The sequence below is a fragment of the Mesorhizobium sp. B2-2-4 genome (genome assembly GCF_006442375.1).
Classification (GTDB): domain Bacteria; phylum Pseudomonadota; class Alphaproteobacteria; order Rhizobiales; family Rhizobiaceae; genus Mesorhizobium.
The window spans coordinates 625,161-649,912 of record NZ_VFWB01000001.1 but is presented as its reverse complement, the minus strand read 5'-3'; the positions used below and the strand labels follow the sequence as shown (position 1 = coordinate 649,912).

At 65.4% G+C, this 24,752-nt stretch carries 26 protein-coding genes; 10 read left to right on the top strand and 16 right to left on the bottom strand.

The window, feature by feature from the left end; translation table 11 throughout:
• Positions 1-62: 62 nt before the first annotated feature.
• From FJ959_RS03405 to FJ959_RS03385, 5 genes are all read left to right on the top strand, one after another.
• Entirely contained in the window at positions 63-752 is a 690-nt protein-coding gene (locus FJ959_RS03405) for a CerR family C-terminal domain-containing protein (protein WP_140628454.1), read from the top strand.
• Positions 749-1,702, top strand: a complete 954-nt coding sequence (locus FJ959_RS03400; RefSeq protein WP_140524405.1) for an HlyD family efflux transporter periplasmic adaptor subunit — start codon at positions 749-751, stop codon at positions 1,700-1,702. Before FJ959_RS03405 ends, FJ959_RS03400 begins: the two co-directional genes overlap by 4 nt.
• Positions 1,699-2,619: an ABC transporter ATP-binding protein gene (locus FJ959_RS03395; RefSeq protein ID WP_140628451.1), complete on the top strand. Its 921-nt coding sequence runs from the start codon at positions 1,699-1,701 to the stop codon at positions 2,617-2,619. The genes FJ959_RS03400 and FJ959_RS03395 overlap by 4 nt, the downstream gene beginning before the upstream one ends.
• Positions 2,616-3,752 (top strand): ABC transporter permease, encoded by a 1,137-nt coding sequence (locus FJ959_RS03390; RefSeq protein WP_140628449.1) that lies wholly within the window; start codon positions 2,616-2,618, stop codon positions 3,750-3,752. The genes FJ959_RS03395 and FJ959_RS03390 overlap by 4 nt, the downstream gene beginning before the upstream one ends.
• Positions 3,753-4,009: 257 nt before the next feature.
• The gene (locus FJ959_RS03385; RefSeq protein ID WP_140491773.1) at positions 4,010-4,315 is read left to right on the top strand and encodes a DUF1236 domain-containing protein; all 306 of its coding nucleotides are present in this window, start codon (positions 4,010-4,012) and stop codon (positions 4,313-4,315) included.
• Between the two features lie 108 nt (positions 4,316-4,423).
• On the opposite strand, the gene FJ959_RS03380 is transcribed toward FJ959_RS03385, so the two are convergent.
• Together FJ959_RS03380 and FJ959_RS03375 are read right to left on the bottom strand one after the other, a co-directional pair.
• A complete protein-coding gene (locus FJ959_RS03380) occupies positions 4,424-5,404 on the bottom strand; it encodes a threonine/serine dehydratase (protein WP_140628446.1) in 981 nt (326 codons plus the stop codon).
• A 147-nt stretch (positions 5,405-5,551) separates the two neighbouring features.
• Positions 5,552-5,875 carry a hypothetical protein gene (locus FJ959_RS03375; protein ID WP_140491777.1) on the bottom strand — a complete coding sequence of 108 codons (324 nt, stop codon included), beginning with the start codon at positions 5,873-5,875 and terminating at the stop codon, positions 5,552-5,554.
• Between the two features lie 177 nt (positions 5,876-6,052).
• Here FJ959_RS03375 and mbfA point away from each other — a divergent pair, with 177 nt between their 5' ends.
• Positions 6,053-7,036: an iron exporter MbfA gene (gene mbfA, locus FJ959_RS03370; protein WP_140628443.1), complete on the top strand. Its 984-nt coding sequence runs from the start codon at positions 6,053-6,055 to the stop codon at positions 7,034-7,036.
• Between the two features lie 44 nt (positions 7,037-7,080).
• On the opposite strand, the gene FJ959_RS03365 is transcribed toward mbfA, so the two are convergent.
• Together FJ959_RS03365 and FJ959_RS03360 are read right to left on the bottom strand one after the other, a co-directional pair.
• A complete protein-coding gene (locus tag FJ959_RS03365) occupies positions 7,081-7,425 on the bottom strand; it encodes an antibiotic biosynthesis monooxygenase (protein ID WP_140554710.1) in 345 nt (114 codons plus the stop codon).
• The gene (locus tag FJ959_RS03360) at positions 7,422-7,754 is read right to left on the bottom strand and encodes an NIPSNAP family protein (protein WP_140628440.1); all 333 of its coding nucleotides are present in this window, start codon (positions 7,752-7,754) and stop codon (positions 7,422-7,424) included. Before FJ959_RS03360 ends, FJ959_RS03365 begins: the two co-directional genes overlap by 4 nt.
• 161 nt (positions 7,755-7,915) lie before the next feature.
• Here FJ959_RS03360 and FJ959_RS03355 point away from each other — a divergent pair, with 161 nt between their 5' ends.
• Positions 7,916-8,590: a winged helix-turn-helix domain-containing protein gene (locus FJ959_RS03355; RefSeq protein ID WP_140628437.1), complete on the top strand. Its 675-nt coding sequence runs from the start codon at positions 7,916-7,918 to the stop codon at positions 8,588-8,590.
• A gap of 78 nt (positions 8,591-8,668) precedes the next feature.
• Here FJ959_RS03355 and ligD read toward each other — a convergent pair whose 3' ends face one another.
• From ligD to FJ959_RS03340, 3 genes are all read right to left on the bottom strand, one after another.
• Positions 8,669-11,182 carry a DNA ligase D gene (gene ligD / locus FJ959_RS03350; RefSeq protein ID WP_140628435.1) on the bottom strand — a complete coding sequence of 838 codons (2,514 nt, stop codon included), beginning with the start codon at positions 11,180-11,182 and terminating at the stop codon, positions 8,669-8,671.
• A 12-nt stretch (positions 11,183-11,194) separates the two neighbouring features.
• On the bottom strand, positions 11,195-12,073 hold the full coding sequence (locus tag FJ959_RS03345; protein ID WP_140628433.1) for a Ku protein: 879 nt from the start codon (positions 12,071-12,073) through the stop codon (positions 11,195-11,197).
• Positions 12,074-12,184: 111 nt separating this feature from the next.
• Positions 12,185-12,691, bottom strand: a complete 507-nt coding sequence (locus FJ959_RS03340) for a ferritin-like domain-containing protein (protein WP_140491790.1) — start codon at positions 12,689-12,691, stop codon at positions 12,185-12,187.
• Between the two features lie 400 nt (positions 12,692-13,091).
• On the opposite strand from FJ959_RS03340, the gene FJ959_RS03335 reads away from it, so the two are divergent.
• A complete protein-coding gene (locus tag FJ959_RS03335; protein ID WP_013892047.1) occupies positions 13,092-13,232 on the top strand; it encodes a hypothetical protein in 141 nt (46 codons plus the stop codon).
• 328 nt (positions 13,233-13,560) lie between these two features.
• Here FJ959_RS03335 and FJ959_RS03330 read toward each other — a convergent pair whose 3' ends face one another.
• From FJ959_RS03330 to FJ959_RS03315, 3 genes are all read right to left on the bottom strand, one after another.
• The gene (locus FJ959_RS03330) at positions 13,561-13,944 is read right to left on the bottom strand and encodes a DUF1850 domain-containing protein (RefSeq protein ID WP_140491792.1); all 384 of its coding nucleotides are present in this window, start codon (positions 13,942-13,944) and stop codon (positions 13,561-13,563) included.
• A complete protein-coding gene (locus FJ959_RS03325) occupies positions 13,941-16,046 on the bottom strand; it encodes a TRAP transporter permease (RefSeq protein ID WP_140628430.1) in 2,106 nt (701 codons plus the stop codon). Before FJ959_RS03325 ends, FJ959_RS03330 begins: the two co-directional genes overlap by 4 nt.
• Before the next feature lie 225 nt (positions 16,047-16,271).
• Positions 16,272-17,231, bottom strand: coding sequence for a TAXI family TRAP transporter solute-binding subunit (locus tag FJ959_RS03315; protein WP_140559152.1), 960 nt, complete (start codon positions 17,229-17,231; stop codon positions 16,272-16,274).
• A 261-nt stretch (positions 17,232-17,492) separates the two neighbouring features.
• Between FJ959_RS03315 and FJ959_RS03310 the strand changes: the two genes are divergently transcribed.
• Both FJ959_RS03310 and FJ959_RS03305 read left to right on the top strand, forming a co-directional pair.
• Positions 17,493-17,861 (top strand): YciI family protein, encoded by a 369-nt coding sequence (locus tag FJ959_RS03310; RefSeq protein ID WP_140491798.1) that lies wholly within the window; start codon positions 17,493-17,495, stop codon positions 17,859-17,861.
• Between the two features lie 7 nt (positions 17,862-17,868).
• A complete protein-coding gene (locus FJ959_RS03305) occupies positions 17,869-19,113 on the top strand; it encodes an RNA polymerase sigma factor (protein WP_140628425.1) in 1,245 nt (414 codons plus the stop codon).
• Between the two features lie 34 nt (positions 19,114-19,147).
• Here the strand turns inward: FJ959_RS03305 and FJ959_RS03300 are convergent, their stop codons facing one another.
• From FJ959_RS03300 to hrcA, 6 genes are all read right to left on the bottom strand, one after another.
• On the bottom strand, positions 19,148-19,774 hold the full coding sequence (locus FJ959_RS03300; protein ID WP_140554718.1) for a glutathione S-transferase family protein: 627 nt from the start codon (positions 19,772-19,774) through the stop codon (positions 19,148-19,150).
• A gap of 192 nt (positions 19,775-19,966) precedes the next feature.
• Entirely contained in the window at positions 19,967-20,947 is a 981-nt protein-coding gene (cysK, locus tag FJ959_RS03295) for a cysteine synthase A (RefSeq protein ID WP_140514132.1), read from the bottom strand.
• A 192-nt stretch (positions 20,948-21,139) separates the two neighbouring features.
• Positions 21,140-21,757 (bottom strand): LysE family translocator, encoded by a 618-nt coding sequence (locus FJ959_RS03290; protein WP_140514131.1) that lies wholly within the window; start codon positions 21,755-21,757, stop codon positions 21,140-21,142.
• A gap of 128 nt (positions 21,758-21,885) precedes the next feature.
• On the bottom strand, positions 21,886-23,256 hold the full coding sequence (locus FJ959_RS03285; RefSeq protein WP_140491808.1) for a sorbosone dehydrogenase family protein: 1,371 nt from the start codon (positions 23,254-23,256) through the stop codon (positions 21,886-21,888).
• A 124-nt stretch (positions 23,257-23,380) separates the two neighbouring features.
• The gene (locus FJ959_RS03280; protein ID WP_140491810.1) at positions 23,381-23,581 is read right to left on the bottom strand and encodes a hypothetical protein; all 201 of its coding nucleotides are present in this window, start codon (positions 23,579-23,581) and stop codon (positions 23,381-23,383) included.
• Between the two features lie 37 nt (positions 23,582-23,618).
• Positions 23,619-24,731: a heat-inducible transcriptional repressor HrcA gene (gene hrcA / locus FJ959_RS03275; protein ID WP_140491812.1), complete on the bottom strand. Its 1,113-nt coding sequence runs from the start codon at positions 24,729-24,731 to the stop codon at positions 23,619-23,621.
• Positions 24,732-24,752: the final 21 nt, after the last annotated feature.

Genomic DNA, 24,752 nt, shown 5'->3' with positions numbered 1-24,752 from the left:
ATGGCAAGCCATGTCCGGGATCGGATTTGACTTTAATCAATCGATTGATTAAAGTGTGCCGCATGATCAAGCCGCCCGAAGCCCGAACTCCTCGCCGCGAGCCGCCCGCCGCGGAGATGACACGTGAAGCCCTGGTCCGCGCGGCGCTCAAGCTGTTCGGACGACAAGGCTTCGACGGCACCTCCACGCGCGAGATCGCGGCGGAAGCCAAGGCCAATATCGGTTCCATCGCCTATCACTTCGGCAGCAAGGAGGGGCTGCGCCTCGCCGCCGCCGACCATATCGTGGAGACTATACAGTCGGTCGCCGGCCAGGCACTCGGCGAGGCGCGGGCGCCGGCAATCGCGAACCCCGAGACGGCGCGGGCACAGCTGTTCGCGGCGCTGGAGCGGATGGTGGCATTCGTCGTGGCCCAGCCGCAAGCCGGTGAGATCGTGCAGTTCGTGCTGCGCGAGCTCTCGCATCCGACCGCGGCGCTCGACCGCATCTATGACGGCGTGTTCGAGCCGACGCATCGGCGCCTGTGCCTGCTCTGGGAACAGGCGACCGGCGAGGCGGCCGAGAGCGAGGCGACCCGGCTCACCGTGTTCACGCTGATCGGACAGGTCATCTATTTCCGCATCGGCCGCGAGGCGGTCATGCGCCGAATGGGCTGGCGCGAGATCGGCGCCGCCGAGGCCGCCAAGGTGGCGGCCGTCACATCGGACAACCTCGGCGCCATACTGGCCGCCCGGAAGGGATCGAGACGATGAGCTTTCTTTGTTCGCTGCCGCTTGCCGCTCAACTCTTCGGCGCCTGCGCACCGGCTTCGCCGCTGGCCGTCGGCTATGTCGAAGGCGACTATGTGCTGCTGGCGCCGATCGAGGTGGCGCAGGTCGAGACCGTCGCGGTCAAGCGCGGCGATCGCGTCACATCGGGCACCACGATCGTGACGCTGGAAAACGCCGACGCGAAAATCGCGGTCGCACAGGCCACGGCAAGTCTCGCCCAGGCGCGGGCGCAGCTTGCCGATCTGCAGGTAGGCAAGCGGCCGGAAGAAATCGCGGCCCTCAAGGCCCAGGTCGACATGGCCAAGGCTCAGGCTGACGACGCCAGACGCAAATACGACCGCGCCGCCGACCTCTTCAAGCGCGGCACCGGCACGCAGGCCGACTACGACACCGCCTCGGCCACGCTGGAGACGGCCAACGCGCAGGTCGGACAGGCGCAGGCCAATCTCGCCGCCGGCGGCCTGCCGGCGCGTCCCGAGACGATCAAGGCCGCCGAAAGTCAGGTCAAGCAGGCACAGGCCGCGCTCGACCAAGCGGCGTGGCGGCTATCCAAGCGCACCCTGGCGGCCCCTTCTCCGGGCCGCGTCAGCGACGTCATTCGCAATCCGGGCGACACGGCAGGGCCGACCGCGCCCGTCATCTCCGTGCTGCCCGACGGCGCGGTGAAGCTCAGCGTCTATATACCCGAAGCCGCCTTCTCCTCGGTCAAGGTCGGCACTTTGCTCCGCGTCCATTGCGACGGTTGCGGCCCGGATGTGAAGGCGCGCGTCAGCTATGTCTCGCCCGATCCGGAATTCACTCCGCCGGTGATCTATTCGCTGGAGAACCGGCAGAAGCTGGTCTACCTCGTCGAGGCGCGGCCGGAGGGCGGCGCCGGCGCCTTGCAGCCGGGACAGATCGTCGACGTCGAGCTGGCGGTTTCAGGGAAATGAACGTCATCGACGTGCACGGCCTGGTCAAGCGCTTCGGCGACAAGACCGTCGTCGACCATGTCACGATGACGGTGGCGGAAGGCGAGATCGTCGGCTTCCTCGGCCCCAACGGCTCGGGCAAGACCACCACCATCCGCATCATGTGCGGCCTGCTGACCCCGGACGAGGGCGAAGGCACGGTGCTGGGTTTCGACATCCTCACCGACAGCCTGCGCATCAAGCGCGAGGTCGGCTACATGACGCAGAAATTCTCGTTCTACGAGGATCTGACGATCGGCGAGAACCTCGAATTCGTGGCGCGGCTCTACCGGCTGAAGCCGGTCGAGGAGCATGTCGCCAGGACCCTGGAGGAACTCGGCCTGACGACACGCCGCAACCAGCTCGCCGGGACGCTGTCGGGCGGCTGGAAGCAGCGGCTGGCGCTGGCCGCTTGCATCATGCACAAGCCCAAGCTGCTTCTGCTCGACGAGCCGACGGCCGGCGTCGACCCCAAGGCGCGGCGCGAGTTCTGGGACGAGATCCACCGGCTGGCGAGCGGCGGGCTGACCGTGCTGGTCTCCACCCACTACATGGACGAGGCCGAGCGGTGCCATCGCATCAGCTATATCTCCTACGGCAAGATGCTGGCGACGGGCACCGTCGCCGAGGTGGTCAGGAATGCCGGCCTGACCACTTTCGTCCTGCAGGGCCCGCGCCTCGACCAGGTGGCGCAAGCGCTCGAAGGCCGGCCGGGCGTCGACCAGGTGGCGCCGTTCGGCGCGACGCTGCATGTCGTGGGAGCCGACAGAAAGAAGCTGGAGACGGCGCTGGCCGATGTCGAGCAGGAGCACAAGGGCGTGACGGTCGCGCCGGGCGAAACCAGCCTCGAGGACGTCTTCATCCAGTTCATGTCCGGCTCGAAGGACAACATGGCATGAACGCGGTCTTCTCCTTAGCCCGGCTCGGCGCGCTGCTGATCAAGGAGTTCATCCAGATGCGCCGCGACCGCATCACCTTCGCCATGATGCTGGGCGTGCCGCTGATACAGCTGGTGCTCTTCGGCTACGCCATCAACAACGACCCGAAGAGCCTGCCGGCGGCACTCGTGGCGACGAGCAGCGATCCCTATACGCGCGCCATGATCTCGGCGCTGCAGACCACCGGCTACTACCGTTTCGACCATGTGGCGCAAAGTGCCGAGGAGGCCGAATTCCTGATGGCGCGCGGCGACGTCGCCTTCGTCGTCACCATTCCGGCCGATTTCGCGCGGCGGGTGGAGCGCGGCGACAATCCGCAGATCCTGATCGAGGCCGACGCCACAGACCCGGCGGTTGCCAGCGGCGCCATCTCGACGCTCAGCACCGTCGCCGGCCAGGCGCTGCTTCGAGCGCAAGGCATGCAGGAGGCCGCCGCCGAGGCCGCCCGGGGCCAGCTCGATGTGGTCGTGCACCGGCGCTACAATCCGGAGGGCATCTCGCAATACAACATCGTCCCCGGCCTGCTCGGCGTCATCCTGCAGATGACGATGGTGATGATGACCTCGATCGCGCTGACACGCGAGACAGAGCGCGGCACGATGGAGAACCTGCTCGCCATGCCGTCGAGCCCGCTCGAGATCATGCTGGGCAAGGTGCTGCCCTATCTGGCGGTCGGCGCGGTTCAGGTCGTGGTGGTGCTGGCGGCGTCGAAGCTTCTGTTCGCCATCCCCTTTACGGGGTCGATGACGCTGCTCTTGTCGGCGGTGCTGGTGTTCGTGCTGTCGCTGGTGCTGCTCGGCTACACGATCTCGACCGTTGCGCGCACGCAGATGCAGGCCTTGCAGCTCACCTTCTTCTTCTTCCTGCCGTCGATCATGCTTTCGGGTTTCATGTTTCCCTATCGCGGCATGCCGGGCTGGGCGCAGATCTTTGGCGAGATCTTTCCCCTGACGCATTTCCTGCGCATTACCCGTGCCGTCATGCTGAAGGGCGCGCAGCTGCCGGCGGTGGCCGTGGAGATCGGCTGGCTGGTGGTGTTCGTGGCGCTGTTTGCCGGCGTCGCCCTGGTCCGCTTCCGCCGCACGCTGGACTGAAAACAGCCGCTGGGGCGGTCCAGGGTTCCATCGAGCCCTGGACCCTCCCGTTGGAACCATGCTTCTGCCCCGGCGTTGTCGATCAGCCTCGCCGCTGCCACTTGCGGGCCAAGACGGCCCCCTCAGTGCAAGCGAAGCCTTTGGCATCTCGAGTCCGGCCGGATCATCTGGCGGGGTGCGGAATGCCATCAAAACAACGAGATAGAGCGCAGACTTGCAACTGTATTGCGCTCTATCGACCAGCAATGGAGGCAATGATGAGACTGTATCTTTCCGCCACCGCGGCCGGGCTTCTGCTAGCCGCCGGCATCGGTGCCGCCGCTGCTCAGGACGTGATCATCGAGCCGCAGCAGGAGACCGTTATCCGCGAATATGTGCACAAGAAGCCGATCGCCTCGGTCGACCTCCTGGGCGTCCAGCTGGCCATCGGCTCGACCTTGCCGGACACTGTGGAGCTGCATGCGATCGATGTTCCTGATGTGCAGTACCGCTATGTCGTCGTCAACGGTCAGACCGTCCTCGTCGATCCCGGAACCCGTCGCATCGTGAAAGTCATCGACTGACGGCACCGTCATCAGCTGACGGGCACTGGGCAATTCCAGGAAAAGTGCGCAGCGGTTTCCATCCGGAATTGCGAACAAGGCTGCCCGCCCTGCCATGCAGGGCGGGCGTCAAGCGGCAGCAGCCATGATCTTGGCATAGGCGTCGAAATCGACATTGCCGCCAGACAGCACCACGGCCACGCATTTGCCGGCCAAGTCGATCCTGCCCGACGAGAGCGCGGCGAGCCCGACGCAGCCGCCGGGCTCCACGACGAGCTTGAGATGGGCCATGGCGTCGCGCATGGCCTGCTTCGTCGCCTCCTCCGAGACGGCAATCCCGCCGGCCAGCGTCTTGCGATTGATCTCGAAAGTGAGCGCGCCCGGCTCGGCGACGAGAAGTGAATCGCAGATCGAGGTGTGGCCGGGCTCATTCGCTACCCTGGTGCCCTTGGCCAGCGACCGGCTGGTGTCGTCGAAAAATTCCGGCTCTGCCGCCCAGACGGCGGTGGCGGGCGAACCGTCCTTGACCGCGATCGAAATCCCGCTGCTCAGCCCGCCGCCGCCACAGGGAACGATGACGGCGTCGAGGCTCACGCCAAGCGCCTTGGCCTGACGCAGCAGTTCGAGGCCGATCGTGCCCTGGCCGGCGATGATGGCGGGATCGTCATAGGGCGGCACCAGGACCATGCCCTTCTCCACGTAAGGCCGCACCACGGCCACGCGGTCTTCGCGGACGCGATCGAAGGCGACCACTTCGGCGCCCATCTTGCGGACATTGCCGATCTTCATGGCCGGTGCGTCCGACGGCATGGCGATGACCGCCCTGACGCCGAACATGGCGGCGGAAGCGGCAACGCCTTGCGCATGATTGCCCGAGGAAAAGGCGACCACGCCGCGGCCACGCTCCTCGGCCGATAGCGAGGACAGCTTGTTGTAGGCGCCGCGGAACTTGAACGAGCCGGTACGCTGCAGCGTTTCCGGCTTGAACAGGATGCGGCCGCCGAAGCGGCTGTTGAGCTCGGGCGATTCGATCAGCGGCGTCTCGACGATAAGGCCGGAGAGCCGGGCGGCGGCGGCGTGGATATCGGCGATGCCGGGAGGCGTGGTCATGGCGGGTCCTGTAAGATGTGGTCCGGCCATGGTGCACGCAAAGGGCCGCGCGAGGCCAACAAAAAAATGTAACCGTCACAAGGTTTGGGATCACGACGGCCGGCAGTGCTGGCAGTCACCTGCCTGCCGGTCCGTCCAGTTCAACCCTCACCCCAACAACGTCCGCTGCCGCTTGTTGCCGCCGGCCTTGCGCCAGGCATTGAAGCGATGGGTGGCGGCGGCAAAGGAAATCTTCATCTGCTGGGAGACCGAATAGCGCGACTTGCCTTCGTCGAACATGCGGTAGCAGCACTCGACGCCTTCCTCGGTCAGCTTGCCGTCGAGGGTCTTGTTGTGCGGGTTGGCGGGATCGAACTTCTCGATCTGCTGCTCGACCAGACCTTTCAGGCGCTGCAGATCGGCCTCGATGCTGGCTATGAGGTCGAGGACGGGTTTCGGGTCGAAGTGATGGGCGTGCGGCTTTGCAGTCATCGGCGGCTTCCTCGGTTGTTGGCTTGAGTTTGGTCATATAAGTGAACATTTGCCGATAATGAAGAGCCGGCGCCGAATGGCGGCTTCAACAAATCTTGACCACTGCCCAGGCGCACGATTGACCGATGCGGCAGCAAACTTTAGTTTAGAACAATTCTAAACTAGGGTGATTTCCTCATGCTTTCCCGTGTTTTCGGCTTCGGCCGCCGCTCCTTCGATTCGCTCTCCGAACAGGAGATCCTGGCGCTTGCCATCTCGTCGGAAGAAGACGACGGTCGCATCTACCGCGCCTATGCGGATGGGCTGGCAGAGGATTTTCCGCAATCGGCCAAGATGTTCGAGGACATGGCCGAGGAGGAGGACGGTCATCGCGACGCGCTGATCGAGCTTTTCCGCAGGCGTTTCGGCGAGCGCATTCCGCTGATCCGGCGCGAGCATGTGAAGGGCTATTACGAGCGCAAGCCCGACTGGCTGGTCAAGCCGCTCGGCATCGAGCAGGTACGCCGCCAGGCCGAGGCGATGGAGCGGCAGGCCTACCTGTTCTATGTCGAGGCGGCCAGGCGCACCACCGATGCCTCGACCAGAAAGCTGCTCGACGAACTGGCGGCGGCGGAACAGAGCCATGAGAGCATGGCGCAGCGGCTGGAGCAGCAGCACGTGCCGGGCACCGTGAAGGTCGAGGAGGCGACGGCCGAGCAGCGCCAGTTCATCCTCACCTATGTGCAGCCGGGACTGGCCGGACTGATGGACGGTTCGGTATCGACGCTGGCGCCGATCTTCGCCGCCGCTTTTGCCACGCACGACACCTGGCAGACGCTTCTCGTCGGCCTCGCCGCCTCGATCGGCGCCGGCATCTCGATGGGCTTCACCGAGGTCGCCTCCGACGACGGCAAGCTGTCGGGCCGCGGTTCGCCGGTCAAGCGCGGCCTGACCGTGGGCATCATGACGACGCTCGGCGGCCTCGGCCATGCGCTGCCCTACCTCATCCCGCATTTCTGGACGGCGACCGCGGTCGCCGCCGTGGTGGTGTTCTTCGAACTCTGGGCCATCGCCTTCGTCCAGAACCACTACATGCAGACACCCTTCCTGCGCGCCGCCTTCCAAGTGGTGCTCGGCGGCGCGCTGGTGTTCGCGGCGGGCGTGCTGATCGGGAACGCATAGGGTTCTTCCTTCTCCCCCTTTTGGGAGAAGGAAGGACCTGCCGATTACCCGTTCACCGCCCGGCTATCCACCGGCGCCTGTTGCCTTTCACTCAAGCCATAATCGCGCACGACGTGCGCGATGCGCAGGCGGTAACCGGCAAAGATGCCGCCGCGCCCGGCCTGCTGGGCCTGCCGGTGTTCTTGCGTGTTGCGCCAGGCCTTCACCGCTTCCTCGTCGCGCCAGAACGATAGTGACAGGATGCGGTCCGGATTGGCGAGGCTCTGGAAGCGCTCGACCGAGATGAAGCCATCGATGCTTTCAAGCAGCGGCCGCAACTGCGCGGCGATGTCCAGATAGGCATCGCGCCTGCCCGCGGCCGGCTCGACCTCGAAGATGACGGCGATCACGGCAGCACCAGCTTCGCGTGCGGGCCGGACGCCAGTTTCAGGAACATGCGGTCCTCCTGGAGGATGAATTTTTCCCGGCGGGCGAATTCGTAGTTTGCCTTGCCGGCCGGGTCGGCGGCAAGCCGGGCCCTATAGGCTTCATAGGCAGCCAGGCTTTCTATGTTGTAGGCCGCATAGGCGGTCGTGGCCGAGCCTTCATGCGGCGCGTAGTAGCCGATCAGGTCGGCGCCGCAGCGCGGAATGGCCTGGCCCCAGTTGCGGGCATATTCCTCGAACGCGGCCTTGCCGAACGCATCGATCTCGTAGCGGATGAAGCAGGTGATGGTCATTCCGGTCTCCCTGAGTTGACGCACAGATAATTCGATCTCTGTCGAAACGTCGCCTACGCCGTTGTGCTAAGCAGTTTCCTGTCAGGAGCATCGTCAGCGCTCCTTGAGCTCAGCGAAGGATAGTGATTATCTGGCGAGAATGCTTCGGTAGGGATGAAACTATGCGCGAAGGACCCGACATTGCCCGCATCGCCAGCCTGATCGGCGACCCGGCCCGCGCCAACATGCTCAACGCACTGATGGGCGGCACGGCGCTGACGGCAAGCGAACTGGCGCTCGAGGCCGGCGTATCGATGCCGACCGCCTCCTCGCATCTGTCGAAACTGATGGAAGGCGGGCTGCTGACCGTGGCAAGCCAGGGCCGGCATCGCTATTACGGGCTCGCCGGGCCGCAGGTGGCTGAAATGATCGAGGCCATCGCTGGCGTCGCCGAAACCATCGGCCCCAAGCGCGTGCGGCCGGGCCCGCGCGACGGAGCGATGCGCGTGGCGCGCGTCTGCTACGATCATCTTGCCGGCGAGCAGGCGGTGGCGATGCTCGACCGTCTCATCGACCGGAAGCTGCTGCTGCGCGACAACGGCGAAATCCGGTTGGCGCCTTCGGCCGCCTCGCATTTCGCGGCGATGGGCATCGATGTGGAGACGAAGGCCCGGCGGCCGGTGTGCCGCGCCTGCCTCGACTGGAGCGTACGGCGCTCGCATCTCGCCGGCACGCTGGGCGCCGCCATCCTCGACAAGATCCTCACCGAGAAATGGGCGCGCCGGGAGAAGGACAGCCGCGCCGTGATTTTTTCGCCGCCCGGCAAACAGGCGTTCGAGAAGGTGTTTTTGGCTTGAGCTATCGGCGCTGTTGCCAGCATCGATTCGTCGGCGGGACAGGCGCGAAGGATCGCCGCGCTGCAAATGCGGGCAGGATTACCCCCGCTTCAACACCCTCCCCTTCTTGAAGAAATCCTTCCACGGATCGGCTTCCGCGAGTTGCTTCAGCGTCGTCTTGTCGCCGATGGGGAATGCGTTCGGCGGCAGGCCGGCTTCGATCTCGGCCCAGGTCACCGGCATCGACACCGTGGCACCCTTCTTGGCCCGCGACGAGTAGGGCGCCACCGTGGTCGCGCCGCTGCCATTGCGCAGATAGTCGACGAATATCTTGCCGGTGCGCGCCTTCTTGGACAGCGTCGCTGTGTAGCGGTCGGGCGCGCCCTGTTCCAGCGCGCGCGCGAAATCATGGGCGAAGCCTTTCACCTCCTCCCAGTTGGCCGATGGTTTCAGCGGCACGACGACATGAAAGCCCTTGCCGCCCGATGTCTTGACGAAATTGGGCAGCGACAGCTCGTCAAGCTTGCCCCTTATGTCGAGTGCCGCCGCCCGCACCGCCTTCACGTCGACGCCTTCATCGGGGTCGAGATCGAAGACGATCTGGTCGGGACGTTCGAGCTCGTCGATGGTGCAACCCCAGATGTGGATCTCGACCACGCCGAGCTGGACAAGTGCCGCGATGCCGTCGAAGTCACGGATGAACAGGATTTCCTCGCCATCCGTGGGATCCCTCGTCTTCTCGATCTTGTCATGCATGCCGGGCGAGGCATGCTTCTGGAAGAAGCGCTGGCCGCCGACACCGTCGGGGGCCCTGACCAGGCTGAGCGGGCGGTTGACCACGAATTGTTTCATGCGCGGCCACACCAGCGCGTAATGATCGAGCAGCCCCTGCTTGGATATCTTTTCGTCGGGCCACAGCAGCTTTTCTGGGTGGGACAGCTTCACCGTGGTGGTTGCCGCCCTTGCCGGCGTTGCGCCGCTTGACGCCGGCTTGGCCCGGGCCGTGCTTTTGCCTGTCGGTGTCTTCGGCTTTTCCTGCACGACTTCCTCCGCCGGCTTGTCCTCGCGCAGCCCCTGGAACGAGGCGTGGCGTACTATACGGTCGGAGGTCCAACTGCGGAACTCCACTTCGCCGACAAGCTCCGGCTTCACCCAGACCAGGCCCTTGCCCCTCGGCACGGCCTTGTCGAAGGGCGACGACTTCGTTTGCAGCGCATCGAGCTTCTTCTTCAGGGCATTGGCGCCGCCGGTCGAGAAGCCGGTGCCGACGCGGCCGGCATAGTGCAGCTTGCCGGCCTCGAAATAGCCAAGCAGCAGCGAACGCAGCCCGCGCCCGGTCTTGTCGGACGGCAGGTAGCCGGCGATGACGAACTCCTGTCGCAGCGTGCATTTCGACTTCACCCAGGACGGCCCGCGCCCGCTGCGGTAGACCGCGTCGGCGCGCTTGGAGACGACGCCTTCCAGTCCCATGCGGCAGGCATGCTCGAGCATGACCTTGCCGGGCTCGGCGAAATGGTCGCTGAAGCGGACCGCCGAATCCTCCGGCTGGCTGGCCAGCAATTCCTGCAAGGCCTGCTTGCGCTCGACCAGCGGCTCGCGGCGCAGGTCCCGCCCATTCAGCCGCATCAGGTCGAAGACGTAGTAGATGAAGCGATCCGTGCGCTTCGCCGACAGGTCGGCCTGCAAAAGCGCGAAGGAAGAGACGCCGCTGTCGGCCAGCACGACGATCTCGCCGTCGATGATGGCGTCGCTGCATTTCAATCCGGCGAGCTCGGCGACGATCGCGTCGCCGAATTTCTTCGTCCAGTCGAGGCCGGTGCGGGTGAGCAGCCGCACGTCCGTGCCGGCGATCTGCGTCTGCATGCGATAGCCGTCGAACTTCACCTCATGCAGCCAGTCCTCGCCCGGCGGCGCTTCCCGCTCGAGCGTGGCCAGTTGCGGCTCGATGAAGTCGAGGCGCTTTGCGTGTCCGGCCTTGGCTTGGGCGGCGGCCGGTTTGTTGGAGTGCCAGACCTTCGCCTTCTCCCCTTTCGCGGCCTTGCCCGCCCCGACCTCCTCGATCGTCAGGCCCGACTTCACCGATTTCGGCGCTTCCTCCAGAATATCCTCGCCTGGCCGGGCCGCGCCATCGTCGGACTTGATCAGCAGCCAGTTGTCACGCTTCTCTCCGGGGCGCGGTCTCAGCCGCACCAGGTGCCAGCGGCCGTGCAGCTTGTGGCCGTTGAGCTCGAAGTTGATATGGCCCTTCTTCATCGCCTTAGCCGGATCGCCCTCGGGCACCCATGTGCCCTCGTCCCAGACGATGACCGAGCCGGCGCCATATTCGCCCTTGGGAATGGTGCCCTCGAACGGCGCATAGTCGATCGGATGGTCCTCGACATGCACGGCGAGCCGTTTCTCGTGCGGATCGAGGCTGGGCCCGCGCGTCACCGCCCAGCTCCACAGCACACCGGCATGTTCGAGGCGCAGGTCGTAATGCAGCCTGGTCGCGGCGTGCTTGTGGATGACGAAGATGCCGCCGGCCTCGCTCTTCTTGCCGCGGGCGACCTTGCCGGGGGGTTCGGCGGTTTTCCTGAAATCGCGCTTGGCGTGATATTGTTCGAGGCTAGCCATCCCTTGATGTCCTCACGCCGATTTGCGCTTGGGCGCGGCTTCTTTCGGCTTGCCGCGTTTGGCCGCCGGTTTGGCTTTCGCGGAGGCCTTGCCGCGGCGTTCGCCCGATTCGCCGTCCGACGAAAGGCTCTTCTTCAGAGCGTCGAAAAGATTGACGACGTTGGACGGCTTGGGCGCCGCCTTGGCCTTCGGCGCCTTGCGGCCCGCCTTCTTGGCGCGGATCAGTTCGAGCAGCGCATCCTCGTACTTGTCCTCGAATTTCGAGGGATCGAACTTCGCCTTCTTCTTGTCGATGATGAGCTCGGCCAGATCGGTCATCTCCTGATCCGACTTCACCGATTCGATGTCGCCGAAGACGGTGTCCGGCTGGCGCACCGTGTTGTCGTAGCGCAACGTCGTCAGCACCATGCCCTTGCCGAGCGGTTCGATGACCACGGGACGTTCGCGCCGATAGAGCACGATGCGCGCCAGACCCGCCATCTTCTTGCCGGCCATCGCGTCGCGGATGACGGCGAAAGCGTCCTGCGAGACCTTGTCGGCCGGCGCGACGTAATAGGGCGTATCGAGATAGATCTGCTCGATGGAGGATTTGTCGACGAAGCCGTCGAGGCTCATCGTGTGCGAGGACTCGATCTGGATGGCCTCGATCTCGTCCTCTTCGATGTGGATGAACTTGCCATCGTCGTCCTCGTAGCCCTTTATCTCGTCGCCATCCTCAAGCGGCTTGCCGGTTTCGGCGTCGACATAGATCCGCTTCACCGTGTTGCCGGTCTCGCGGTTGAGGATGCGAAAAGAGACCTTCTCGGCATGGGTGACGACATTGGTCAGTTCGATGGCGCAGGTGACCAGCGAAAGCTTCAGATAGCCTCTCCAGGCGGGACGCGGCGCCATGATGATTTCCTGTAGAGAAAGACCTGGCTGGAACGGACGACGACCGCAACGGTTCCAATCCGGTCGAGCCAAGGCCGGCGCGATTGCCACCGGCCCCGGCTCTTTCAGCCCCTATTCGGCGGCCTGCAGGTTGATCTTGCTTTCCGCTATTTCGGTCAGCTTGCGATCCGTCGCCTGCTCTTCCTTGAGGTTCTTGGCCAGCACGTTGGCGCAGTCGCTGCGGCCAAGCTGCTTGGCCCAGGCGATCAAGGTGCCATAGCGGGTCATCTCATAGTGCTCGACCGCTTGCGCCGAGGCGATCAGCGCCGCGTCCAGCACCTCCTTGTCGTCGACGTCGCCGCTGACGTCGTCGGCTTCCTCGAGGATGCCGTCTATGGCCGGGCAGTTGACCTCCTTGGCCTTGACGCCGTGCAGTTCGAACACCTGCTCGACGCGCTCGACATGGCCTCTGGTCTGCTCGAGATGTTTCTCGAAGCCGGCCTTCAGCTGAGGATCCGTCGCCTTGTCGATCATCTTCGGCAATGCCTTCTCGATCTGCTTTTCGGCATAATAGATGTCGCGCAGCGTGTGCACGAAGAGGTCGTCCAGGGTTTTGATGTCCTTCGAAAAGAAGCCCATGATTGCGGCCCTTCCTTTGCTCTTGCGGTTGCGGGTTAGCGTGGGGCCGCAGGTCGGCGGCCCCATGGGCCGGCCATGCCGGCTCGAAGAATCAACGTCTCGTCCCAGGCCGGGTTCCGGACTTGCGGCGGCGAGCAAGGAAAATTCTCCCGCCAGGGCGAAAGCTGAAACGCAACCGCACCCAGGCGACATCCAAACGAAACATATGTGATGCAAAAGTCACACACGCCGAAATGGCGACAAAAGGCGTGGAAAGACCCCGAATCAGCCGCATTCCGGCCATGAAGCGACGGGTTTTCGACCAGAAATTAACATCGCGTTCACCGACTATTCACGCCTCGACGCTATGATTTCCGCAATTCGGAAGGGACATCCGAAAGTCGGGACAGGGACAGGTAAAATGAACTTCCTCACGCACCTCATCGGCTATGCCGCAGCCATCCGCGAATTCGTCGCGCCGACCTATCGGCCCGAGCGCTACTACATGCGCGGACCGGGCCCGGCCTGCGCTCGTCGCGGCACCTCGCTGGGCGCGCACTGACCATGACTTTCGAGAGCCGGCACAACAGCCGCATCTGCAGGCCTGACGCCGAGTCGCGCGCCACCACCTATCGCGCCGAGCGCCCGACCTTCGCCGATCGGCGGCGTGCGACATCGCCGCGGCTTTGAGACCGCCTTCGCCGGCTTAATGTCTCAAGACACAGGCCGCCGAGGCCCGCGTGAGCGACCTTCTCCAGTCCAGTCGGCCCCAGTCCAGTCGGCCCCAGTCCAGTCGGGTCCAGTCCAAGCCGTCCTTCTGAATACCCTTCGATGCAAGCCATCCGCTGACCGTCTTCGACGGCGTTGGCTCCAGCCGGGATGATCGTGCGCTACCGCGGCCGGCTCGTGCCGTCCGGAGCACACGGCTCCAGCACAATCGTGCCGCCGGCCACCTTGCCGAGTTCTCGGCAACCCTGATCTGTGCACAGTGTCCAACCATCACCGGTCGCGCCGGAGGCGGCGAGCATAAGGCTTCGCTGCGGCCCGGCCTTCGGCGCATAGGCCCACCAGCCGTCTCGCAGCACCGCGCCCTCGGGTGGTTCCATGCCGGCGCCCGAGCCCTTTATGCGCGCCTCGGTGACTTGCAGGCCGGAAGGCATCACCTTCCAGTGTTCCTCCCAGCGCGTGCGCTCCACCGAGTGCGTCCAGGACAGGGTGAAGGCGGCGGCCGCCAGCGTCACCGTCTTGCCGGCGGCAAGGATACACAGGCTCATGCTTGGGCCGTCGCCCGCCGCGCGCGCCAGAAATGCCAGCCGATCCAGGCAAACGACAATGCCCAGCCTGTCTCGTCGGTGAGCGGGATCGCCGCGACCAGCAGCACGCCGGCACAGAAGGCGACGAGCCGTTCCCACCACGCCATGCGCCTGGCAAGGAAGCCGACGGCGGCGGCGCCCCACAGCACGATGCCCATGCACGCCTTGACGACGATGTAGGCGACCTCGACGGGGTAGCCGAACTGGGCGGCGATCGGGCCTGGATCCTGCAGCATGAGCGCCGGCGTGTAGACCGCCATGAACGGCACGACGAAGCCGGCAATGGCAAGCTTGGTCGCCTGGATGCCGATCTTGAGGCCGCTTTCCCTGGCCATCGGGGCGGCCGCGAAGGCGGCCAGCGCCACCGGCGGCGTGAGATCGGCCATGATGCCGAAGTAGAAGACGAACATGTGGCTGACCACCAGCGGCACGCCGAGCGACAGCAGCGCCGGGCCGGCCAGCGAGGAGGTGATGATGTAGTTGGGAATGGTCGGGATGCCCATGCCAAGCACCAGGCAGGTGAGCATGGTCAGCACCAGGGACAGGAACAGATTGTCCTGGCCGATGGAGATGATCCAGCCGATGAAAGTGGAGGCGATGCCGGTGAGCGTCAGCGTGCCGATGACGATGCCGACGATGGCGCAGGCGATGCCGACCGGCAGCGCGTTCTTAGCCCCTTCGGCAAGTGAATCCACGCAGATCCGCAGCGTTTCGCGCCCGCCCTTGAAGGCGAAGCAGGCGACGACGAGAGCGGCGATGACGAGGCCGAGTATGTTGACGCCGAAGCGCATGAACGAGGCGGCGGCAAGCCCGAGCGCCAGCCAGAAGACGACGCGGAAGGCGAGCGGTCCGATCAGGGCCGCCAGTGGGGTGCCGAGGATGAGCACGATGGTCAGCGCCAGCCCCATCGTGCCGGCGAAGATCGGTGTGTAGCCGGCAAACAGGAGATAGATGAGGGCCGCCAGCGGCAGCACCAGCGGCCAGTGCTGGCGCACGGCATCCCAGGGATTGGGCAGTTCGGCCTTGGCCATGCCGTGCAGGCCGGCCTTGCCGGCTTCCAGATGCACCTGCCAGAAACAGGCGCCGAAATAGAGCAGCGCCGGGATGATCGCCGCCTTGACCACTTCGGCATAGGGGATGTTCAGCGTCTCGGCCATGATGAAGGCGACCGCGCCCATCACCGGCGGCATGATCTGGCCGCCCATCGAGGAGGTCGCCTCGACGGCGCCGGCGAAGGCCGAGCGGAAGCCGAAGCGCTTCATCAGCGGGATGGTGAACTGGCCGCTGGCCACGACATTGGCAACGCCGGAGCCGGAGATGGTGCCCATCAGCGCCGAGGACAAAACGCAGACCTGCGCCGGGCCGCCGCGCCACGAGCCGACCAGGCCGAGCGCGAAATCGTTGAACAGCGCGATCATGCCGGCGCGTTCGAGGAAGGCGGCGAAGACGACGAAGATGAAGATATAGGCGGCCGAGACATAGACCGGCGTGCCGTATATGCCTTCGGTGCCGTAGGCGAAAGTGTCGACGAGCTGGGCGAAATCGTAGCCGCGATGGATGAAGGGCGGCGGCAGATGGTTGCCGACGAAACAATAGGCGAGAAAGATGAAAGCGATGATCGCCAGCGGCAGTCCCATCAGCCGCCGGGCCGCCTCGAAGACCAGCACCACCAGCACCGCGCCGACGACAAGATCCGGCGTGGTGAGGAAACCGGAGCGGCGGATGAGGTCGGTGTAGAACACCCAATTGTAGAGGCCGGTGCCGAAGCCGAGCACGCCGAACGCCCAGAACACGGCCTTGGCCGGCAGGCTTCGGGCGCGCAGGTTGGCGATCAGGCCAAAGCCGAGCAGCAGCAGGAAACCGACATGCATGGCCCGCACCACCTGGCTCGGGATGCTGCCATAGGCGGCGACGTAGATCTGGAACACGGAAAAGGCAACGGCGATGAGGAAGGCAGCCTTGCCGGCGATGCCGTCGCCAAAGCCCGGCGGCAAGCCTTCGACCTGCTCTTCGGCGACGGGGAGATGGAAGGTGGAGGATTTGCCGTCGGCTGCTTCGCTCATCCGACGCACTCCAAAATGAGCGAATGACAGTGCGAGGCGCCCCCCTCTGTCCTGCCGGGCATCTCCCCCTCAAGGGGGGAGATCGGCAGTATCGGTGTCGGCGTTCTTTCAGCAACGTCAGCAGTTGGCGAAGGAGGTGACGACGGCCAATCTCCCCCCTTGAGGGGGAGATGTCCGGCAGGACAGAGGGGGGCGCGTCGCGAAGACATCTCAGATAGTCCTCGCCTACTTCAGCAACCCCTTCTCCTTGTAGTACCGCTCAGCGCCCGGATGCAGCGGCACCGGCATGCCGTCGAGCGCCTTGGCAGGGTCGATCGCCTTGGCGGCGGCGTGGGCGGCTGCGAGCTGGTCGAGATGCTCGAACAGCAGCTTGGTCATCTGGTAGGCCGTCTCGTCGGAGACATCGGCGCGGGTGACGAGGAAATTGCCGACGGCGGCGGTCGCGACGTCCTCAGCCTGGCCCTCATAGGTGCCCTTCGGGATGACGACCGACAGATAGGGCGCGCCGATCTTGGCGACATCCTCGGCCGGCACGGCGACGACGTTGATCGGCACCGAGGTGGCGAGGTCGCGGATCGAGGCGACCCCAAGGCCGGCCGACTGCAGCGTGGCATCGAGCTGGCGGTTCTTGATCAGCTCGACCGATTCGGCGAAGGGCAGGTATTCGACCCGGCCGAGATCCTCGTATTTCAGCCCGGCGGCGGCAAAGATGGCACGCGCATTGAGCTCGGTGCCGGAGGCCGGCGCGCCGACCGACAGGCTCTTGCCCTTGAGGTCGGCCAGCGTCTTGATGCCGGATTCCTGGCTGGCGACGATCTGGATGTAGTTGGGGTAGATGGCGGCGATGCCGCGCAATTTGTCGAGCTTGCCGGGGAAGCCGGCCTCGGCATTGCCTTCGGCGGCCATCTTGACGGAATCGCCGAGCGCGAAGGCGATCTCGCCCTTGCCCTGCTGCAGCAGATTGAGGTTCTCGACCGAAGCCTTGGTGGCCTGCACCTGGGTGCGGGCGCCTGCGATGCCCTTGCTGTAGATTTCCGACAGCGCCACGCCGAGCGGGTAGTAGACGCCCGACGTGCCGCCGGTCAGCACGTTGATGAATTCCTGTGCCCTGGCCGAGGCAATGCCGAGCCCAAGCGAAAGCGCCATTGCGCCGGCTGCAACGAACTTCGTTCTGAAATGGAACATCCGATTTCCTCCCTGAAAATATTGGCTGCCGCACCACCTCCTCGATGCGAGCCGGCCGAGTTTAGACGGCGGGCCGCAAATGCCAACCCGCAATTGCATTCACTAGACGAACGGTTGAATGGATGCGGAAACAGCTCCGGCTTGCGCGGGACGCGACCGTGGCCGAAAGATTTTTTCCGGCACCTGTCGAAATCGGCCCTTGCCGCGCGACATATGTCCGGCTCGCAAGGACGCAGCCTACGAAACCACGGGAGAAGACCCATGCGATACATGCTTTTGATCAACAACGACGAAGCCGCACTGGCGAACACGCCGATCGAAAAGGCCCAACAGATGAGCGCGGCCTATGGCGCCTATACCGAAGCGTTGAAGAAATCTGGCGCGTGGCTGGCCGGAGAAAGGCTGCGCCCAACTCAGGCAACCACCTCGGTGCGGATCACCGACGGCAAGACCAACGTGATCGACGGCCCCTATGCGGACACCAAGGAGCAGCTTGCCGGCTTCTACATGATCGAAGCGGCCGACATCGATACCGCCATCGAATGGGCCGCGCGCTGCCCGGCGGCCAGCACAGGCACGGTCGAGTTGCGGCCGATTTGGGAAATGGCCGAATACATGCCCAAGAAATGACGATGTGATGGACAGCAGCGCGCAGATTGCCCGGGCAGCCGCCGAGGCCGCCGCCCGGCAAAGCTACGGCAAGCTGGTCGCCTGGCTCGCGGCGCGCACGCGCGATGTGGCCGCCGCCGAGGACGCGCTGGCCGACGCCTTTGCCGCGGCGCTCGAACGCTGGCCGCGAACCGGCGTGCCCGAAAAGCCGGAGGCCTGGCTGCTTGCCGTGGCAAGGCGGCGGCGTGTCGACGCGGTGCGGCGGCGGCTCACCAGCGAAGCCGGCCGCGACCATCTCAAGCTGATTGCCGAGGAGGCGGAGGCGTGCATGACCGACCAGGACCTGCCCGACGAACGGCTGCGGCTGATGTTCGCCTGCGCGCATCCGGCGATCGAACCTGGCGTGCGCGCGCCGCTGATCCTGCAGGCCGTGCTTGGTTTCGACGCCGCGACGATCGCCTCCGCCTTCCTGGTCCCGCCGGCGACAATGGGCCAGCGCCTGGTGCGGGCCAAGGCCCGCATCCGTGAAGCCGGCATTCCGTTCCGCGTACCGGAGCGAGCCGAACTCGGCGAGCGCCTGGATACCGTGCTGGAGGCCATATACGCGACCTTCGCCGAGGGCTGGTCCGACCCGGCGGGCAGCGAGACGCGGCGCCGGAACCTGGCCACCGAAGGGATCTGGCTCGGGAGGCTGGTGGCCTCGCTGCTGCCGGACGAACCGGAGGCGCTGGGCCTGCTTGCGCTGATGCTGTTCGCCGAGGCGCGCCGTACCGCGCGCCGCGATGGGTCCGGAGATTATGTGCCGCTCGCCGAGCAGGATCATGCGCTTTGGGATCATGCCTTGATCGACGAGGCGGAAACCCTGCTCGGCCGCGCCGCCTCCATGGGCGTGATCGGCCGCTACCAGCTCGAGGCGGCCGTGCAGTCCGTCCACGCGGCGCGGCGGCTGAGCGGCGAGACCGACTGGGTGGCGATCCGCGAATTCTACGACGCCTTGCTTTCGATCGCACGATCGCCCGTGGTGGCGATCAACCGCGCGGTGGCGATCGCCGAAGCCGAGGGCGCCGTGGCGGGGCTGGCGGCGCTGTACGTGCTTGGCGACGACAAGCGGCTCAATGATTACCAGCCCTATTGGGCCGCGCGCGCCGGCCTTCTGGCCAGGCTCGGCCAGGTGCCGCAGGCGGTCGAAGCCTATGACCGTGCGATCGGCCTCGAAAGCGATCCGGCGGTACGCCGCTTCCTGCAGGGAAAACGCGCGACGCTCAGGCATTGAAATGCCTGAGCGCGGTGCTTTGCCGATGAATTGTTCAGCCCGGCCACATTTCGTGCGATGCGTTGAGCGTCTTCATCAGCGGGTGCTCGCGAAGCCTGGCCCACAGGCGTTCGATGTCGGGCCAGGCAGTGCGTGCCTTGCCGCTGTCGGGATGCCAGGCCACCAGCATGGCCAAATAGATATCGGCCACCGACATCGCCTCGCCTGCCAGCCAGTCGCGGCCGCGCAAGGCGGCATCGACGACGGCAAAGCCGCGGTCCATCTCGGCCACGGCCGCCTGCTTGACGGCCTTGGCGCCGTCGGCGTCGGCCGTGTAGCGTGGCGCGTAGTAGAAACGCAGCACCGCCGGATAGAGGGCGGACGACATGAACGCCATCCAGCGCAGGAAGTCGGCGCGGGCCGGTTCATCGGCCGCTGGCGCCAGTCCGGCCCGCGGATGGCGTTCGGCGAGCAGGATGCAGATGGCCGCCGATTCGGTCAGCGAGCGGCCGTCCGGCAAGGTCAGCACCGGCACCTGGTTCAGCGGGCTGATGTGGAGGAAAGCGGGATCGGGCCGATCGGATTTCGGTACGTCGATCTGCTCGAACGGCGCATTGGCCAACACCAGGGCCGCCTCGACAACGAAGCCGCCGCTGCCGGGACGGGTGTAGAGCTTGTACATGAGGTCCTCCGCCGGCCCTGCTAGGGCCGGGGGCGATATGAACCGGAAGCAGGGCGCTGCTCAAGCCCGTGGCATCCGTCACGGCGGGTTTTTTCAGCGGGCCAGGCTAAGCACCTTTGTGTTAGGCGCTCGGCAGGGGGCGTGTCGAAACTTGACAGGCGACGCGTCGTATCGCTTCGCCCAACGAAGACCCTAAGCGCCCAGCCCTTCGAACAGGATCGTCGACAAATAGCGCTCGGCGAAGGACGGGATGATCACCACCAGGTTCTTGCCCTTGTTCTCCGGCCGCGAGCCGACGACGATCGCCGCCTGCAAAGCGGCGCCCGAGGAGATGCCGACCGGCACGCCTTCCAGCCGGGCGACGAGGCGGGCATTGGCGACCGAATCCTCGTTCGAGACCGTGACGATTTCGTCATAGATGGTGGTGTCGAGGATTTTTGGCGCGAAGCCGGCGCCGATGCCCTGGATCTTGTGCGGGCCAGGCTGGCCGCCCGACAGCACCGGCGAGGTTTCCGGTTCGACCGCGACGACATGCAGCGAAGGCTTGCGCTTCTTCAGCACCTGGCCGACGCCGGTGATGGTGCCGCCGGTGCCGATGCCGGAGACGATGATGTCGACCTCGCCATGGGTGTCGTTCCAGATCTCCTCGGCAGTCGTCGTGCGATGGATCTCGGGATTGGCCGGGTTCTCGAACTGCTGCGGGATGATGGCGTTGGGGATGGTGGCCGCCAGTTCGTCGGCCTTGGCGATGGCGCCCTTCATGCCTTTCGGCCCTTCGGTCAGCACCAGTTCGGCGCCGAGCAGCGCCAGCATCTTGCGGCGCTCGACCGACATGGTCTCGGGCATGGTGAGGATCAGCTTGTAGCCCTTGGCGGCGGCAGCGAAGGCAAGCGCTATGCCGGTATTGCCCGAAGTCGGCTCGATCAGCGTCGTCTTGCCGGGAGCGATCTTGCCCGATGCCTCGAGCGCCTCGATCATCGCCACGCCGATACGGTCCTTGACCGAGGCGATCGGGTTGAAGAATTCGAGCTTGGCAAGGAGATGGGCAACGATGCCCTTCTCCTTGGCGAATTTGTCGAGCCGCACCAGTGGCGTGTCGCCGATCGTATCGGTGATGGAATTGTAGATGCGGCCACGGCCGGGAACACGAGCGGAGGCGGCGAACTTGTTCATTGGTTTGGCTCCCAGAATGTCAGGCGGATGGAACTGATCTCAGACGGATGGCCGCCAAGATAGGCCTTCCACGGACGCAAGATAGACCGTCGCCCGAAAATATCCGAGTGGGGCCCGTGTCTAAAACGCCTCGGCCTCGGAAAAGCGTTCCCGCAAAAGCCAGTCCGGCGGAATGCCTTGGCAAAAATGGCCCTATTGGCGGGCGGCGATCGCCGCCGCCGCGCCGACCATGAAACCGGCCGCGGTGCGGTTCAGCGCCTTCAGGGCGCGCGGCGAGCGCAGGAACCAGCGCGCCTTGGCCGCCAGCGCCAGATAAGGCACCAGCACCACGAACAGGACGAGGACGGTGAGTGCGGCGAGGATGCCGTAATCGGCCAGCGTGATGGTCTTGAGGTCGACGATGGTCGGCGTGATGGCGAGATAGAAGATCATCGTCTTCGGATTGCCGAGCGTCACCGTCAGGCCGGCGAGGAAGCTCGACGCTAGCCCGCCCTTGCCTTTCCTGGCCTCGACCGTCTCGGGCGTGATGCCGGCGGTCCAGAAGCGCCAGCCGAGGAAGGCGAGATAGGCGACGCCGGCCCATTTGACGGCGAGGAACACCAGGCCGAAGGTCTGCGCGACAAAGGCAAGCCCAAGCACCACGGCGGTGAGATAAAGGAGGTCGCCGAGCATCAGGCCGAAGGACATGGCCAGCGACGAGCGGAAGCCGGAACCGAGCGCGCGCGCCACAAGCGCGGTGATGCCGGGGCCGGGAATGGCCGCGGCCAAGCCGAGGGCGGCGCTGTAGGCGAGAAAGCCGGTGAGGGTCATGGATCGAGCCTTGCGTCCGCGAAACTGCTGGGACGGCGCCTTGTCGCACAGAGTTTCGCGGGCGGGAATTGCCTGGAGCCGGATTTGGTTGCACCAGGCATGCCCCGTGCTCGAGGCCTCCCAGCGGATCAGGACCGGCCGTCGCCGTAGGTCACGCGCCAGATGGTGCCGTTGCCGTCCTCGGTGACGATCAGCGCGCCGTCGCTCGCCACCGCCACGCCGACCGGCCGGCCCCAGACCTCGCCGCCGGAGGTGACGAAGCCGGTCATGAAATCCTCATATTCGCCGGTCGGCTTGCCGTCCTTGAACTTGAGCCGCACCACCTTGTAGCCAGTCCTGTTGCCGCGATTCCACGAACCGTGCAGGGCGACGAAGGCGTCGCCCCTGTATTCGGCCGGAAAACCGGATCCTGCGCGGACATTCCTGCCGTCGTAGAAGGCGATGTTGAGCGGCGCCGAATGCGCCTGCATCAGAATGTCGGGGACGGTGACCTTGCCGGCAAGGTCGGGACGCGCGCCCTTGTGGCGCGGATCCTCATTGTCGCCGATATAGTACCAGGGCCAGCCGTAGAAGGCGCCTTCCTTCACTTCGGTCGCATATTCGAACGGCACGTTGTCGCCGAGCGCGTCGCGCTCGTTGACCACGCACCACAGCGCGCCCGCCGCCGGCTGGATGGCCATGCCCGAACAGTTGCGCAGGCCGGTGGCGACGATGCGCCCATTCCTACCGTCCGGGTCGAAAGCCCTGACGTCGGCGCGGCCTTCCTCCGCGCCCCAGGTGGCGCCGAGCGGCTTCGACCTGGCCCAGGCGTCGAGCCCGCCCCGCGGTTTCCTTGCCATGTCCTGGGCGGCGTTCGAGCCGGAGCCGACCGAGAGATACAGCGTCTTGCCGTCCGGCGAGAAGGCGATGTCGCGGGTCCAGTGATGAGTGGCCGGAATATCGCGGACGATGGTTTCCGGCTCGCCGGAGGCCTCCAGGTCGCCATCGCGGTAGGGAAAGCGCACGATGCTGTCGCTGTTGGCGACATAGACCCATTGCGGGTTGTCCCCAGGCGGGTAGAAGGCGATGCCGTAGGGCTGGTTGAGATTGCGGGCGAAGATGCCGTCCCTGACAGGTTTCGCGCTGCCCTCGCCGAGACGGTAGACGCGGATCTGGTTGGCCTCGCTGTCGGCGACGAACAGGTCGCCATTGGGCGCGACGCGCACGACGCGCGGATTGTCGATGCCCGAAGCGATCAGTTCCGCCGAAAAGCCCGCCGGCAGCCGCGGCTCGGCGCCTTGCGGCCTTTGCACCGGACCGGCGCCGTTCGAGGCGGATCTGGTGACATAGGGCCTGGGCTGGTCTTGCGGGCTGATCAACCGGCGCACGCCCGGCGCATCGGCCCGCCAGTCACCGAATGCGGCCGCGCCCTTCAGCACCGGCTCTTCCTGCTGGGCCAATGCCGTCGCGGCGAAGAGCAAGGCAGCAGCGATTACCACGGCGCCGGCAAGTCGGATCATCCCAGTCTCCAGCTTCTCGCTTCTTCATGCATGTCGTTGTCCCAAGACCGAAGTCACATGCATCAAGGGAACGGGCGGGCTCGGCAGTCGTTCCGGACGACACGGGGAGTTGAAGGAATTCGGGTCAGCTATCCGCGTCGAGATCGAGATCGGCGTCGAGGTTCTTTTCCAGTTCGACGAGATCGGCCGGCAGCGGCATGCCCATGGCGCGGATTTCGCGCAGCTTCTCGCGCAATTGCTCCTGCACTTCGCGCACATCCTCAGGCTGGTTGACCATCTCCTCCAGCAGCAGGCTGATCTGGGCCTTGAACGATTCCAGCGCCATCTTTTCTCTCCTCGGCCGTCTGGATCGATCCCAGCTCTCAGCGCAGCATGCGCGATATCAGCTGCGCCGTATAGTCGACCATCGGGACAATGCGGGCATAGTTGAGCCGGGTCGGGCCGATGACGCCGAGCGCGCCGACGACGCGGGCGTCCTTGTCGCGGTAGGGTGCCACGACCAGCGACGAGCCGGAGAGCGAGAAAAGCTTATTTTCCGAGCCGATGAAGATGCGCACGCCCGGTCCCGCCTCGGCGAGGTCGAGCAGCTGGATCAGCCCGTCCTGCGTCTCCATGTCCTCGAACAGGTGGCGCAGGAGTTCGATGTCGGCCTGGGCGGTGACGTTTTCGAGCAGATTGGCGCGGCCGCGCACGATCAGGCGCGCCGGCAGGCCGCTTTCCGCGCCGGCCCACACCGCCAGCCCTTTCTCCACCAGGTCCTGCGACAGCGTGTCGAGCGCTGCCCTTGTCTCTTCCTTGATACGCTCGACCTCCGCCCGCGCCTCGGCCAGCGTACGGCCGCGAATATGGGCGTTGAGAAAATTCGAGGCCTCGTGCAATTGCGAGACGGTGATGCCGGCCGGCAGATCGATGACCCGGTTCTCGACGTCGCCGTTCTGCGACACCATCACGGTCAGCGCCTTGGTGGGCTCGAGCTGGATGAACTCGATGTGCTTGAGCGCCACCTCGTTCTTGGCGGCCAGCACCAGGCCGGCGCCGCGCGACATGCCCGACAGCATCTGGCTGGCCTCGGTCAGCATGTGTTCCAGCGTGGCGCCCGAGCCGGAGGCGCGCACCTGCGCCTCGATGCTGCGCCGCTCCTCGTCGGAGAGGTCGCCCAATTCCATGAAGGCGTCGACGAAGAAGCGCAGGCCGGCCTGCGTCGGCAGGCGACCGGCCGAGATGTGCGGCGCGTAGATCAGGCCGAGATGTTCGAGATCGCTCATCACGTTGCGGATGGTGGCGGGCGACAGCGAGGACGGCAGGATGCGCGACAGGCTGCGCGATCCCACGGGCTCGCCGTCCCTCAGATAGGAATCGACGATACGCCGGAAGATGTCGCGCGAACGCATGTCGAGCGCCTGAAGTGCGGGCGCCTGAAGTGCCGGCGCGTGAAGAGCGAGCGACTGCGAAGCGGGATCGACTGCCTTGGTCATTGCGGCCATAACCTCCGGTTC